The organism is Acinetobacter sp. ANC_7682, assembly GCF_056779795.1.
Window position 1 is genome coordinate 1 of the sequence record NZ_JBWYIQ010000034.1, and the last position, 13,337, is coordinate 13,337.

The 13,337-nt window shown below is 40.9% G+C and carries 15 protein-coding genes; 11 read left to right on the forward strand and 4 right to left on the reverse strand.

Features of this window, described 5'->3' with window-relative positions; translation table 11 throughout:
- Positions 1-362: 362 nt before the first annotated feature.
- From znuB to AC1M9D_RS11870, 3 genes are read right to left on the reverse strand one after another with little or no spacing between them, the layout of a single operon-like run.
- Positions 363-1,163, reverse strand: a complete 801-nt coding sequence (gene znuB, locus AC1M9D_RS11860) for a zinc ABC transporter permease subunit ZnuB (protein ID WP_481595192.1) — start codon at positions 1,161-1,163, stop codon at positions 363-365.
- A gap of 3 nt (positions 1,164-1,166) precedes the next feature.
- Positions 1,167-1,955 carry a zinc ABC transporter ATP-binding protein ZnuC gene (gene znuC, locus AC1M9D_RS11865; RefSeq protein ID WP_035268168.1) on the reverse strand — a complete coding sequence of 263 codons (789 nt, stop codon included), beginning with the start codon at positions 1,953-1,955 and terminating at the stop codon, positions 1,167-1,169.
- A complete protein-coding gene (locus tag AC1M9D_RS11870; RefSeq protein WP_481595191.1) occupies positions 1,934-2,425 on the reverse strand; it encodes a transcriptional repressor in 492 nt (163 codons plus the stop codon). Before AC1M9D_RS11870 ends, znuC begins: the two co-directional genes overlap by 22 nt.
- Before the next feature lie 138 nt (positions 2,426-2,563).
- Between AC1M9D_RS11870 and AC1M9D_RS11875 the strand changes: the two genes are divergently transcribed.
- The 11 genes from AC1M9D_RS11875 (at position 2,564) to AC1M9D_RS11925 (ending at position 12,780) form a co-directional block, all read left to right on the forward strand.
- Positions 2,564-3,406 (forward strand): metal ABC transporter solute-binding protein, Zn/Mn family, encoded by an 843-nt coding sequence (locus AC1M9D_RS11875; RefSeq protein WP_481593723.1) that lies wholly within the window; start codon positions 2,564-2,566, stop codon positions 3,404-3,406.
- A gap of 169 nt (positions 3,407-3,575) precedes the next feature.
- On the forward strand, positions 3,576-3,968 hold the full coding sequence (locus AC1M9D_RS11880; protein WP_035268179.1) for an ATP synthase subunit I: 393 nt from the start codon (positions 3,576-3,578) through the stop codon (positions 3,966-3,968).
- 111 nt (positions 3,969-4,079) lie between these two features.
- Positions 4,080-4,955, forward strand: coding sequence for a F0F1 ATP synthase subunit A (gene atpB, locus AC1M9D_RS11885; RefSeq protein WP_035268181.1), 876 nt, complete (start codon positions 4,080-4,082; stop codon positions 4,953-4,955).
- 80 nt (positions 4,956-5,035) lie between these two features.
- Positions 5,036-5,290 (forward strand): F0F1 ATP synthase subunit C, encoded by a 255-nt coding sequence (gene atpE, locus AC1M9D_RS11890; RefSeq protein ID WP_035268188.1) that lies wholly within the window; start codon positions 5,036-5,038, stop codon positions 5,288-5,290.
- 38 nt (positions 5,291-5,328) lie between these two features.
- On the forward strand, positions 5,329-5,799 hold the full coding sequence (locus AC1M9D_RS11895) for a F0F1 ATP synthase subunit B (protein ID WP_035268191.1): 471 nt from the start codon (positions 5,329-5,331) through the stop codon (positions 5,797-5,799).
- An 11-nt stretch (positions 5,800-5,810) separates the two neighbouring features.
- Positions 5,811-6,347, forward strand: coding sequence for a F0F1 ATP synthase subunit delta (locus AC1M9D_RS11900; protein WP_481612257.1), 537 nt, complete (start codon positions 5,811-5,813; stop codon positions 6,345-6,347).
- A gap of 47 nt (positions 6,348-6,394) precedes the next feature.
- Positions 6,395-7,939, forward strand: a complete 1,545-nt coding sequence (gene atpA, locus AC1M9D_RS11905; protein WP_035268197.1) for a F0F1 ATP synthase subunit alpha — start codon at positions 6,395-6,397, stop codon at positions 7,937-7,939.
- Between the two features lie 89 nt (positions 7,940-8,028).
- Positions 8,029-8,898: a F0F1 ATP synthase subunit gamma gene (gene atpG, locus AC1M9D_RS11910; protein WP_035268202.1), complete on the forward strand. Its 870-nt coding sequence runs from the start codon at positions 8,029-8,031 to the stop codon at positions 8,896-8,898.
- Between the two features lie 26 nt (positions 8,899-8,924).
- A complete protein-coding gene (gene atpD, locus AC1M9D_RS11915; RefSeq protein WP_035268203.1) occupies positions 8,925-10,319 on the forward strand; it encodes a F0F1 ATP synthase subunit beta in 1,395 nt (464 codons plus the stop codon).
- Positions 10,320-10,345: 26 nt separating this feature from the next.
- Positions 10,346-10,765, forward strand: coding sequence for a F0F1 ATP synthase subunit epsilon (locus AC1M9D_RS11920; protein ID WP_035268205.1), 420 nt, complete (start codon positions 10,346-10,348; stop codon positions 10,763-10,765).
- 647 nt (positions 10,766-11,412) lie between these two features.
- Positions 11,413-12,780: an NAD-dependent succinate-semialdehyde dehydrogenase gene (locus AC1M9D_RS11925; RefSeq protein ID WP_481612258.1), complete on the forward strand. Its 1,368-nt coding sequence runs from the start codon at positions 11,413-11,415 to the stop codon at positions 12,778-12,780.
- Between the two features lie 35 nt (positions 12,781-12,815).
- Here the strand turns inward: AC1M9D_RS11925 and AC1M9D_RS11930 are convergent, their stop codons facing one another.
- A complete protein-coding gene (locus AC1M9D_RS11930) occupies positions 12,816-13,262 on the reverse strand; it encodes an AAA family ATPase (protein WP_035268211.1) in 447 nt (148 codons plus the stop codon).
- Between the last annotated feature and the right edge of the window lie 75 nt (positions 13,263-13,337).

The window sequence follows — 13,337 nt, forward strand, 5'->3', positions numbered from 1 at the left end:
GGTAGGACATTTGATTTGTAGCGTTATTTTCATACCTCTATTTTATCAAAAGCCATATTGTTTTTTTCAGCATACTTTTTGAAACACCACCAGATTTTTTTCAAACAAATGGTTTATTTGATATGGATCAATGTAGTCTTATTTATGACGGCTGCAATCGGTTTACTATTCGAATGGTTACCTTTCTATATTGTTGAATCTTGGTTTATGCCCGAGACCTTTTTTGGCTTTTGGCATGTGATATGGATAAAAGGCCTCATTAATTTATTGGTTATGGTGGTTTTTTTATTCTCTTGTTATATCTTTCTCTGTCTTCATAAATATTTTACAAAGCAGCAAGATTAATGAATAGCCTAAATAATTCAGGCTATCTTTTTAAATTTTTGAATGATAAAAATCACAGCAAATACGATTGCCATGGTTAATACAATGCTTAAACCTGTCGCAATATTTAAACCTGCACTCGACCATAAACCCACAGTCACACCAATTTGAGCCACAATAAAAGACCATAGCACCATGTGTTTAGGTGAGTGTGCTAAAAGTCTTGCAGTTAATGCAGGTATAACCAATAAAGCACCCATGAGTAATGAACCTACTGCACGTAACGCAAGTACTGTAAATAAGGCAAGAAGCAGCATAAAAATAAGGCGATGCCATTTCGCATTCACACCTTCGCTTACCGCAATATCAGGATCAATCGCTATTTGAATTTGAGATTGCCAACTTTTATAGAGTACAGTGAGTGCAATGACAATCACCATTGCAAATGTCGGTAAGTCGGACCAAGATATTGTTAAAAGATCGCCAAATAAATAACTGAGCAACTCTGGTCTTAGCGCAGGGAGGTGTTGGATGACCAATAGTCCTGAGCAAAGCAGCGTTGCTGAACATAACGCAAGTAATGCATCGTTGGGCAGGCGAGGATCATGCAATACCCAAAGGACTGCGACCAAGAGTAACGCGGTAAACGTAACCCCCATCCATAAGGGGAGGGTGAGTAAGCCAGCAATCGCCACACCCAAGAGAGTTCCATGCGCCATTGTGTCTGCAAAGAATGACATACGACGCCATAACATAAGACAACCAAGCGGTGCAGTTAGAAACACTAACAATGTTCCCATAATCCATGCAGGTAATAGAAGTTGTAACCATTCCATCATGATCTAAGCTTCCGGTTCTGGATGAATATGAGGACGAGGATCATGTTGACATGGCGTTGCTGTATCACCATGTGCACAATGATCGTGATGATGTTGGTAGAACACCCGATTAGTGCCGAAAATAGCCTGATACTCAGGGTCTTGTTGAATATTTTCAGGCAAACCGCTACAACATATATGTTTATTGAGGCATACCACACGCTGTGTACCTTGCATCACCCACTGCAAATCATGAGAGACGATTAAGATCGAGCAGCCGTAGCGCTCAGGTAGACTTCGAACATAATCATAAAGTTCAGCTTCAGATTGAATATCTAAGCCTTGCATCGGTTCATCGAGTACCAATAAGTTGGGTTGGCGCAGTAGAGCGCGTGCTAAAAGTACACGCTGGCGTTCCCCACCAGACAGCTGTTGGACTTTCGAATCTTGTAATTTTATGATCCCAGTATCTCGAATAATTTCTTGTTTAATCGCAAGATCACACTTTTCTAAATCGAGTAAATCTTTCACTCGAAGTGGCAAGCTGTGAGATGGATTGAACTTTTGAGGGACGTAAGCAAGCTTTAAGGCTTTATGATGTTTAATTTGACCAGAATTGGCCTTCACAATTCCGAGAATCACTTTGATAAGCGTAGATTTACCCGCCCCATTGGGACCAATGAGGGTAATAATTTCTTTGTCATGAATCTGAAAGTCAACATTCTTTAAAATGTCTCTTTCATCAATTCGCACATTAATTTGCTGCAATTCAATTAATGGCAATGCAGAACTTACTGAGAGCACTGCTGACATAATCCTGAAATCTCAATAATGCTATGTTGAGCCTGAAAATGATCAGAGGAAGCCAATTGATCAAGTTGTTGAATCAAACCAAGAGCTGAAGCCTCTTTCACTGTATTGCATTGAGAGCAAATGAGAAAAGCGGCTTGATGTCCAGCACGAGGATGGCAACATGGAATATAGGCATTAATTGAAGTTAAACGATGAATAAAACCTTTTTCGAGCAAAAAATCGAGGGTGCGGTAAACAGTTGGAGGTGCTGCTGGACGTTCAGCATTACCTTTTAATTTCGCCAACAAGTCATAAGCGCCCATGGGCCCTGAGGCCGTTAAAATTAACTCTAAAACTTCTTTGCGAAGCGGAGTCAATTTAGCGCCTGAAGCAGCGCAGCTTGCTTCAGCTTCTAATAAACGAGCTTCAACATTCGGGTGATCATGCACACCGTGTAAAGTATCATGATGTTCGTGTGAACATGCGCTCATGGACTGACCTCAAGACTTCGAAAAGGGAAGGGGATATCTCATAAATAGTATCATGAGACCTTGCAACTTACGAACAGCATAGGCATTTTTAACTGTTTGTTATATTATAACGTCAAAATTCGAGTGGTAATTAATTTCATGTTGCGTCTGCTAGCACTATGCTTTACAGCATTATTCACAACCTTGGCTTGGGCACAAGCACCCTTGGTGGTTTCGACACACCCAGTGTATTTGATTGCAAAAGAAATCACTCAAGGAATTGAAGAACCAAAATTGTTGCTAGAAAATCAAACAGGGCATGATGTTCATCTGACCCCTGCGCACCGTAAATTAATTCAGGATGCTGGATTGGTTATTTGGCTTGGTAAAGCGCATGAAGCGCCATTAGAGAGTATTTTGGCGAAAAACTCTAAAGCAGTTGCCTTATTGAATACAGGAATATTGCAAACATTGCCGCTTAGAAATAGTCGAGGGGACGTAGTAAAAGGAACTGTCGATACTCATGTATGGTTAGAACCAAATAATGCAGTTCGTATTGGCTTTTTTATAGCGGCATTACGCTCACAACAACAACCTGAGTTTAAAGACAAGTATTGGAGTAATGCTAAACTTTTTGCACATGAGATGCTGAAAACCTCACAAAGTGTAAAACTCAATCATGGTGTTCAGCCGTATTGGTCATTACATGATGCATACCAATACTTGGAGCGTGCGCTGTTGCTAAAATTCGCTGGTGCGATGACAGAAGACCCACATATGGCACCTACAATTGCTCAAATCAAATATTTAAAAGACAGTCGCCCACAGCAAAAGATGTGTCTTTTGGCTGAAACTGTAGCTAATAAGAATCAATATAAGTCTCTAGGTCATGTGAATTTTCTCGCAGTTGATGAGAGTTTTGCTAAACACCAGAATTTTATAACAGCATGGCAGACTCTAGCGATACAAGTACGTGCATGTGTAGAAAAAGCACAAAAGTGATGTAAAAACAGCCGATAATTGTATAAGTGCTCAGCAATAAACGATCTAAAAATACCAGACTTAGGTCGGGAAAAGATTGCATGTTCAGGGGTGTAACTCTATAATGCCTGCGATTAAAAATAATCATCAGCTAAACTTGTCAAGCATTATTGCTGTGAGTGGATAATAAATGAGCCGAACTAGTCGCTTGATTGACCGACGATTAGCGAAAGCTTTAGTCATCTTGCAAGCATGTATGATACCTGTTTCAGCCTTGATAGCGTGGGTCTTGAAAGACTCGACTGCGGCTTTGAGTGCAGCATTAGGTGCATTCGTATGTTGGCTAGCCAGTTGTTATTTTTCATGGCAGTCGTTCAGAGCTGCAGGTGCAAGAGCTTCGAAACAGGTTCTATCGAATATGTATCGGGGGTTGCTCGGTAAGTTTGGAATTGTGATTGTTGGCTTCATTTTGATTTTAATCAATGTGAAACCGTTGTCAGCGGTCGCATTGTTTTGTGGTTTCATACTCGTTCAGACCATGTCGTGGGTCGCACCTTTTTGGGCGTCGCGTCTATCAAAATGAGTTGAATTGCAACGAAAAATTGAAAAGTTTTTTAGATGTTTAACGAGATATCAAGCAGCACGCGATATTCGTTAACTCTAATTTGTATTTGACATTAACCAGGTGTGATTTATGGCTGCTGAAGAACATACCCTTACCTCGTCTGAGTATATTCAGCATCACTTAACGAACATGACCTATGGTAAAGCACCAGATGGTACGTGGAAGTTAGCTGAGACTGCTGAAGAAGCGAAAGAGATGGGGTTCACTGCTATTCACTTGGATTCTATGGGTTGGTCAATCGGCCTTGGCGTCATTTTCTGTTTGTTGTTCTGGTTAGTAGCGAAAGCTGCAAACTCTGGTGTTCCGACCAAGTTCCAGGCTGCAATTGAAATGATCGTTGAGTTTGTTGACTCAAGTGTTCGTGATACCTTTCATGGTAAATCACGTTTAATCGCGCCTCTAGCTCTTACCATCTTCGTGTGGATTTTCCTCATGAACTTGATGGACCTTATCCCTGTTGACTGGATTCCTTATACAGCTCAACACATAATTGGTGGGCTATTCGGTATCGACCCGCATCATGTTTACTTCAAAATCGTTCCATCTACTGACCCTAACGTAACCCTTGGTATGGCGTTATCAGTATTTGCGTTAACTATTTTCTATAGTATCCGTGAAAAAGGTCTTGTCGGTTTCGGTGCAGAATTTGCGCTTAACCCATTCAATCCAAGTAACCCATTTTTAAAAGCATTATTAATTCCAGTAAATATTCTTCTTGAATTAGTAACTTTTATCGCGCGTCCAATTTCATTGGCTCTCCGTTTGTTCGGTAACATGTATGCGGGTGAATTGATCTTCATTTTGATCGCATTATTACCGTTCTGGATTCAATGGGCGTTGTCTGTGCCTTGGGCAATCTTCCATATTCTTGTTATCACGTTACAAGCATTCATCTTCATGATGTTAACGATCGTGTATATGAGTATGGCTAGCGAGAAGCATTAATTAATATTTGCTCGACTACACTATGTAGTTGGGCTAAAGTTTTTTTGTTTGATTTAAACTCAACCTCTGAGGATTTTTTCATGGATTTAGTAGTTGGCTTATCTGCTGTTGCAGCTGCTCTTTTAATCGCGTTCGGTGCTTTAGGTACTGCGATCGGTTTTGGTCTTTTAGGTGGTCGCTTCCTTGAAGCTGTTGCTCGTCAACCAGAATTGGCTCCACAACTTCAAACTCGTATGTTCTTAATCGCGGGTCTTCTTGATGCTGTGCCTATGATCGGTGTTGGTATTGGTTTGTTCATTATCTTTGCAAATCCGTTCATCGGCCTAGTAGGTTAATTAGCTAAATTCCGAAATCAACTATTTGAGGAATAGCAATGAATATTAACTATACTCTGTTTGGTCAAGCGATTGCGTTTGCGATCTTTGTCGCATTCTGTATGAAATTCGTTTGGCCTCCACTAATCAATGCGATTAGTGAGCGTCAGCGTAAAATTGCTGATGGCTTAAATGCAGCTGAAAAGGCGAAAGCTGATCTTGCAGATGCGCAAGCTCAAGTTAAAGCTGAATTAGATGCAGCGAAAGCACAAGCGGCTCAATTGATCGAACAAGCGAACCGTCGTGCGGCTCAATTGGTTGAAGAAGCTCGTACTCAAGCATCTGCTGAAGGTGAGCGTATTCGTCAACAAGCGAAAGAAGCTGTTGACACAGAGATCAATGCTGCTCGTGAAGAATTACGTCAACAAGTTGCAGCTCTTGCTGTTGCTGGTGCAGAGAAAATTCTGAACCAACAAGTTGATGAAGCAGCTCACAATGCCATGCTTACTCAGCTGGCTGCTAAACTTTAAGCGAGGCGATTATGGCTGAACTCTTGACGTTAGCACGCCCGTACGCTAAAGCAGCATTTGCTTTCGCTTCTGAGCAAGGTGCAACTGACAATTGGTCAAATGTGTTACAAGTGCTTAGTGCTGCGGTGCAAGATGAAGCATTTTCCGCTTACTTGAGTCGCCCTGAGCTTACTCCTGTGGAGCAAGTAAGTTTATTTGCTAAGGTTTTAGGTGCAGATCAAACTACTGAAGTGTCTAACTTTTTGACACTTTTGGCTGAAAATGATCGATTAACTTTGTTACCTGAGATTGAAGCAGAGTACGAACTTCTTAAATCACAAAATAACAATGTGGTAGATGTCGTGATTGAATCTGCATTATCACTTTCTGCTGAACAAGAGCAATTACTTGCATCTGCGTTAGAGAAACGTTTCAACGCAGCTGTAAATGTTTCAGTAGAAGTTAACCCAGCGTTAATCGCGGGTGTTGTTATTCGTGCAGGCGACCAAGTGATAGATGATTCTGCGCTTAATAAGCTTGAAAAAATGCGGACTCGTCTTCTTGCATAATTGCGTAAAAAGAAGACTGAACTTAATAAAGATTGAGGTATAGCGCAATGCAACAACTGAATCCATCCGAGATCAGTGCGCTCATTAAACAGCGTATCGGCGATCTGGACACCAGCGCGACCGCTAAGAACGAAGGAACCATTGTTATGGTTTCCGACGGTATTGTGCGTATTCACGGCCTTGCTGATGCAATGTACGGTGAAATGATCGAATTCGACGGCGGCTTATACGGTATGGCACTGAACCTAGAACAGGATTCAGTGGGCGTCGTTGTTTTAGGTAACTACTTAAGCCTTCAAGAAGGTCAAAAAGCTCGTTGCACAGGTCGTGTATTAGAAGTTCCGGTTGGTCCAGAACTTTTAGGCCGTGTAGTAGATGCTTTGGGTAACCCAATTGATGGTAAAGGCCCAATTGATGCAAAATTATCTGATGCAGTTGAAAAAGTTGCACCAGGCGTAATTTGGCGTCAATCGGTAGATGAGCCTGTACAAACTGGTTATAAATCAGTTGATACAATGATTCCAGTTGGTCGTGGCCAACGTGAATTAATCATCGGTGACCGTCAAACTGGTAAAACAGCAATGGCGATCGATGCGATCATCGCACAGAAGAATTCTGGCATTAAATGTATTTACGTTGCAGTTGGTCAAAAACAATCAACTATCGCAAACGTTGTACGTAAGTTAGAAGAAACTGGCGCTATGGCGTATACGACTGTTGTAGCAGCAGCGGCAGCGGATCCAGCAGCAATGCTTTTCCTTGCTCCGTACTCTGGCTGTACAATGGGCGAATACTTCCGTGACCGCGGTGAAGATGCGTTAATCATTTATGATGACTTGTCTAAACAAGCAGTTGCGTATCGTCAAATTTCATTGCTTTTACGCCGTCCACCAGGTCGTGAAGCTTACCCAGGTGACGTATTCTATCTTCATAGTCGTCTACTTGAACGTGCTTCTCGTGTATCTGCTGACTATGTTGAGAAATTCACTAACGGTGAAGTTAAAGGCCAAACTGGTTCATTAACTGCATTACCGATTATTGAAACTCAAGCGGGTGACGTATCTGCATTCGTACCAACGAACGTAATTTCGATTACTGATGGTCAGATCTTCTTAGAAACATCATTATTCAACGCAGGTATTCGTCCTGCTGTGAACGCGGGTATCTCTGTATCTCGTGTTGGTGGTTCTGCTCAAACTAAGATCATCAAAAAATTGTCTGGTGGTATCCGTACTGCTTTAGCACAATATCGTGAATTGGCTGCGTTTGCTCAGTTCGCTTCTGACCTTGATGAAGCAACTCGTAAGCAACTTGAGCATGGTCAACGTGTAACTGAATTAATGAAGCAAAAACAATATGCTCCATATTCAATTGCTGACCAAGCTGTTTCTGTATATGCATCTAACGAAGGCTACATGGCTGACGTAGAAGTGAAGAAAATTGTAGACTTTGATGCTGCATTAATTTCTTACTTCCGTTCTGAACATGCTGCGTTAATGCAACAGATCGATGAAACTGGTGATTGGAACAAAGACATCGAAGCAGCATTCAAAGCTGGTATTGAAAGCTTTAAAGCGACTCAAACTTACTAATTTTCAAACTGTTGAAATTTAGTGTCGGTTTGGTTCACGGAATCAACCTTCGAGGGCTCGAAAGGGCCTTCGAATACTAGGTTAAGCGTATGGCAAATTTAAAAGAAATTCGCGCCAAAGTAGCTAGTATCAAAAGCACGCAGAAAATTACTCGCGCGATGCAGATGGTAGCAGCTTCTAAGATGCGTCGTGCGCAAGAGCGCATGGCTCAGGGCCGTCCGTATGCCGAAAATATGCACCGTGTAATTGCTCATTTAGTACAAGCGAACCCTGAATATAAACATCGTTATATGGTTGAACGCCCAGTTAAGCGCGTTGGCTATATCATCGTGTCATCAGATCGCGGTCTTGCTGGTGGTTTGAACATTAACTTGTTCAAGAAAGTGGTAAAACACGTTCAACAGCAACAAGAGCAGTCAATTGAAGTTCAATTTGCTTTGATTGGTCAAAAAGCGGTTTCGTTTTTTAAAAACTACGGCGGTAAAGTACTTGGTGCAACCACTCAAGTGGGTGACACTCCAAGTCTTGAACAGTTGTCTGGTTCTGTACAAGTCATGTTGGATGCATACGATAAAGGCGAATTAGATCGCATTTATTTGGTGTCTAACGGCTTTGTGAATGCCATGACTCAAAATCAAAAAATCGAACAACTTGTTCCTTTAGCAGCTGCTGAAGATGACAAGACTCTTAACCGCCAATACGGTTGGGATTATATCTATGAACCAGAAGCTGAAGAGCTTTTAAATGGTTTATTGGTTCGTTATATCGAGTCTGTGGTATACCAAGGTGTGATCGAAAACATCGCGTGTGAGCAATCTGCTCGTATGGTTGCAATGAAAGCTGCAACGGATAACGCGGGTGAATTGATCAAGAACCTACAACTTATTTATAACAAGCTGCGTCAAGCCGCGATTACTCAGGAAATTTCTGAGATCGTTGGTGGTGCCGCTGCCGTTTAACATTATTTTGAATTGAGGAGACAGCAATGAGTAGCGGTCGTATCATTCAGATCATCGGCGCGGTTATCGACGTCGAGTTTGAACGCAACAGTGTTCCTAAGATCTATGACGCTCTTCAGGTTGATGGCACTGAAACTACATTAGAAGTTCAGCAACAACTTGGTGACGGCGTTGTACGTACAATTGCGATGGGATCTACAGAAGGTCTTAAACGTGGTTTGAACGTAACTAACACTAACGCTCCGATCTCTGTACCAGTTGGTCCAGCGACGCTTGGTCGTATCATGGACGTTCTTGGTCGCCCGATCGATGAAGCTGGTCCTGTTGCAACTGAAGAGCGTTTACCGATTCACCGTCAAGCGCCTTCTTATGCAGAACAAGCTGCTTCTACTGACCTTTTAGAAACTGGTATTAAAGTCATTGACTTACTTTGCCCGTTCGCTAAAGGTGGTAAAGTTGGTCTGTTCGGTGGTGCCGGTGTTGGTAAAACTGTAAACATGATGGAGTTGATCAACAACATCGCTAAAGCGCACTCAGGTTTATCTGTATTCGCTGGTGTTGGTGAGCGTACTCGTGAAGGTAACGACTTCTATCACGAGATGAAAGACTCTAACGTTCTTGACAAAGTAGCGATGGTTTACGGTCAGATGAACGAGCCACCAGGTAACCGTTTACGCGTAGCGTTAACTGGTCTTACTATGGCTGAGTACTTCCGTGATCAAAAAGACGAAAACGGTAAAGGTCGTGACGTATTATTGTTCGTAGACAACATCTACCGTTATACACTAGCAGGTACTGAAGTATCAGCACTTCTAGGTCGTATGCCATCTGCAGTAGGTTACCAACCGACACTTGCAGAAGAGATGGGTGTTCTTCAAGAACGTATTACTTCTACTAAGTCTGGTTCGATTACATCTATCCAAGCTGTATACGTACCTGCCGATGACTTAACGGATCCATCTCCAGCGACTACGTTCGCTCACTTGGATGCGACAGTTGTATTGAGCCGTGACATCGCTTCACAAGGTATTTACCCTGCGATCGATCCACTTGACTCTACTTCACGTCAATTAGATCCATTAGTTGTTGGTACCGAGCATTACGAAATCGCTCGTTCAGTTCAAAACGTTCTTCAACGTTATAAAGAATTGAAAGACATTATCGCAATTCTTGGTATGGACGAATTGTCAGAAGAAGACAAACTTACTGTATACCGTGCACGTAAGATCCAACGTTTCTTCTCTCAACCGTTCCACGTAGCAGAAGTGTTTACTGGTGCTCCTGGTAAACTTGTACCGCTTAAAGAAACTATTCGTGGCTTTAAAGGTCTTCTAGCTGGTGAATACGATCACATCCCAGAACAAGCGTTCTATATGGTTGGTGGTATTGACGAAGTTATTGCTAAAGCCGAGAAACTTTAATTAGCTACCTAATTTAGGAGGTTCTCATGGCGACTATGCAATGTGACGTTGTAAGTGTTAAAGAGTCTTTGTACTCAGGCACTGTAACTATGCTAATTGCTAAAGGTGCTGGTGGTGAGTTAGGTATTATGCCTGGCCATGCTCCACTAGTAACTTTACTTCAACCGGGCGCGATTCGCGTTCAGTTGGAGAATGGTACAGAAGAATTAATCTATGTATCTGGTGGTGTTCTTGAAGTTCAACCGCATGTTGTTACGGTTCTTGCAGATACTGCAGTCCGTGCAGAAAACTTAGATGAAGCTGCAATCGTTGAAGCACGTAAAAATGCTGAAACTTTGTTAGCAAATCAAAAGAGCGATTTGGACGCTGCTGCTGCTTTGGCTGCGCTTGCAGAAACAGCTGCACAGTTGGAAACCATCCGCAAAATCAAAAACCGCGCTCAATAAGAGACGGTTTGAGATTGAAAAACCACCCGAAAGGGTGGTTTTTTTATGGGTTATTGTAAGTTTGAAAAACTTGTGCTAAACATAATTTACTGATAATAAGTTAAGGGTTTTACAATGAAAACAATCAATGATTCTATTGTGGATAATCCTGTCATAAAAATAATTTCAATAATTGTACTAATGTTACAGTTAGTTTTTTTTATGTGTTTAGCAATATCTAATTTGACACAAGGAAATTTACATTTCATTTCAGATATTTCTAAGTTTTTTCTAGCATTTTATTTCATGTATCAGTTAATTGAAAATCCGAACTTTTTTAGAAAAACACATGATTTAAAATCACTAATTCGTTTTCTGAGAAAAAAAATTAATTTCATAATGGTAAATCAAATCAAAAACCTCGCTCAATAAAAGACAGTTCAAGATTGAAAAACCACCTGTAAGGGTGGTTTTTTTTATGAATGTTATCTGAAATTCAATAGTTAAGTAACAGACTGAGAGATTGTGTAATATTCATCCTTTTTCAAAGATTTTAATGATAGCTTGGATAAGTAAGCATGAGGGTAATAAATTATTTTCATGTTTGATAATGAAGGATTGTTTTGATCCAAAGCATTAATAAATTTATTGGCATGAAGGGAAGAATTATGAGTTATCAATCCATTAACCCATTTACCAATACTGTATACAAAGAATATCCATCACACCAACAACAAGATATTGATCGTGCTTTGGATTCAGCCGAATCTATTCTTAAATCAGATTGGGTAAAAAATGTAGATGATCGCGTAAAAGTTTTACAACGTTTGGCAGCATTATTTAGAGATAAAAAGAGTGAATTAGCCAAACTCATTACTTTAGATATGGGTAAGCTCATTGAGCAAAGTGAAGGTGAAATCGAATCCTGTGCTCAAATTGCTGAGTACTATGCAAAAAATACTGAACAATTTCTGAAATCAGTCCCCTATAAAACTGAGTTAGGTGAAGCTTGGGTGGAGCATCATCCATTAGGTATTATCATGGCTGTCGAACCATGGAATTTCCCATTTTATCAATTGGTCCGTGTATTTGCACCAAACTGTGGTATTGGAAATCCCGTATTGGCCAAACATGCAGGTATCGTTCCGCAATGTGCTGAAGCATTTGAAAAACTTGTATTAGAAGCAGGAGCGCCTAAAGGTGTTTGGACTAATCTATTTATCAATACCGATCAAGTCTCAGATATTATTGCAGACAAACGTGTGCGTGGTGTTGCATTAACTGGTTCAGAAGGAGCGGGTAGTGCGGTCGCTGCGCAAGCAGGCAAACACATTAAAAAGTCTACGCTTGAATTGGGTGGGAATGATGTCTTTATCGTGCTGGATGATGCGGACTTAAACAAAGCGATTGAGATTGGTTGTAAAGCACGTGTAAATAATACAGGGCAGGTGTGTACTGCAGCAAAACGATTTATTTTGCATAAAGACATCGCTGATCAGTTTAGAACGGGTTTAATTGAAGCATTTAAAGCGCTGAAAATTGGCGACCCATTAGACCGTAGTACCACACTGGGACCACTCTCATCGGAAAGTGCGCTTAAAAACTTGATTAAACAAGTGGATAAAGCAGTTCAGCAGGGTGCATCATTGGTTATTGGTGGAAAAGCAATTGATCATGATGGTTATTTCTATGAGCCGACAATTTTAGAAAATATTAGTCGAGATAATGAGGCTTGGTACGAAGAATTCTTTGGGCCAGTTGCTCAGATTTATGTTGCGGAAAATGAGGATGAAATCGTTGAAATCGCCAATGATTCTAATTATGGTCTTGGGGGTGTCATTCACTCTCAAGACATAGAGCGTGCAAAAAAATTAGCTTCGAGAATTGAAACAGGAATGGTGTGGATCAATTGGTTAACGGATACTGCTCCAGAATTACCATTTGGTGGCGTAAAGAATTCTGGTTATGGTCATGAACTGGCAGATTTAGGTTTTCATGAATTTGTACAAAAAAAATTAGTGGTGGTGAAACAATAGAGTCTTTGAAATAAAGCGATCTTCGGGTCGCTTTATTATTTGGAGTCTAAGATTAAATGGTGATATTCACCTGCACCTTTTATCTTAATATGATGTATTTCATCAAACCCTTCCTCAAAATCAGGTACTTCTAACTTCTTATATGTTGCTCGAACACCGACTTCAGGAATATTGGCTTTACCGCTTCGTTGACCATTGCGTTCTAGCGTACTTTTCAAATCTGTTTCAAAGTAATATGAAATCACTTCAAAACCTGCTGCTTTGGCACGTCGAATATAACGAGCGCGATCTGCTTTGGTTGGGTTGGTATTGTCGATCACCGTTTTGGTTTTAGAGGCTAGACAGGTTTCAAAGATCATGTTTTCCCGATGGCGAGTTTTTAGCATGTCTAGGTTAATTCTTAAATGTGAATGCGCCAAATGTAAAAGATAGTAGCTTGATTTGCCTGAAGCTTGAACTCCAGTGAAGATGATCAGTTGCATGATTCAATTACATTAAAAGTATAAAGCTGAATTAAATCACGGCTTAGACTTTGCTACAATTCAGGTATAAGTCTA

Bases quoted from the DNA above. Each gene is read 5' to 3' on its own strand.
- atpA (WP_035268197.1), top strand. From the start codon at position 6,395: ATGCAACAACTGAATCCATCCGAGATCAGTGCGCTCATTAAACAGCGT.
- AC1M9D_RS11880 (WP_035268179.1), top strand. From the start codon at position 3,576: ATGAGCCGAACTAGTCGCTTGATTGACCGACGATTAGCGAAAGCTTTA.
- atpE (WP_035268188.1), top strand. From the start codon at position 5,036: ATGGATTTAGTAGTTGGCTTATCTGCTGTTGCAGCTGCTCTTTTAATC.
- AC1M9D_RS11870 (WP_481595191.1), bottom strand. From the start codon at position 2,425: ATGAGCGCATGTTCACACGAACATCATGATACTTTACACGGTGTGCAT.
- AC1M9D_RS11895 (WP_035268191.1), top strand. From the start codon at position 5,329: ATGAATATTAACTATACTCTGTTTGGTCAAGCGATTGCGTTTGCGATC.
- AC1M9D_RS11875 (WP_481593723.1), top strand. From the start codon at position 2,564: ATGTTGCGTCTGCTAGCACTATGCTTTACAGCATTATTCACAACCTTG.
- AC1M9D_RS11920 (WP_035268205.1), top strand. From the start codon at position 10,346: ATGGCGACTATGCAATGTGACGTTGTAAGTGTTAAAGAGTCTTTGTAC.
- AC1M9D_RS11900 (WP_481612257.1), top strand. From the start codon at position 5,811: ATGGCTGAACTCTTGACGTTAGCACGCCCGTACGCTAAAGCAGCATTT.
- atpG (WP_035268202.1), top strand. From the start codon at position 8,029: ATGGCAAATTTAAAAGAAATTCGCGCCAAAGTAGCTAGTATCAAAAGC.
- AC1M9D_RS11930 (WP_035268211.1), bottom strand. From the start codon at position 13,262: ATGCAACTGATCATCTTCACTGGAGTTCAAGCTTCAGGCAAATCAAGC.
- atpB (WP_035268181.1), top strand. From the start codon at position 4,080: ATGGCTGCTGAAGAACATACCCTTACCTCGTCTGAGTATATTCAGCAT.
- AC1M9D_RS11925 (WP_481612258.1), top strand. From the start codon at position 11,413: ATGAGTTATCAATCCATTAACCCATTTACCAATACTGTATACAAAGAA.
- znuB (WP_481595192.1), bottom strand. From the start codon at position 1,163: ATGATGGAATGGTTACAACTTCTATTACCTGCATGGATTATGGGAACA.
- znuC (WP_035268168.1), bottom strand. From the start codon at position 1,955: ATGTCAGCAGTGCTCTCAGTAAGTTCTGCATTGCCATTAATTGAATTG.
- atpD (WP_035268203.1), top strand. From the start codon at position 8,925: ATGAGTAGCGGTCGTATCATTCAGATCATCGGCGCGGTTATCGACGTC.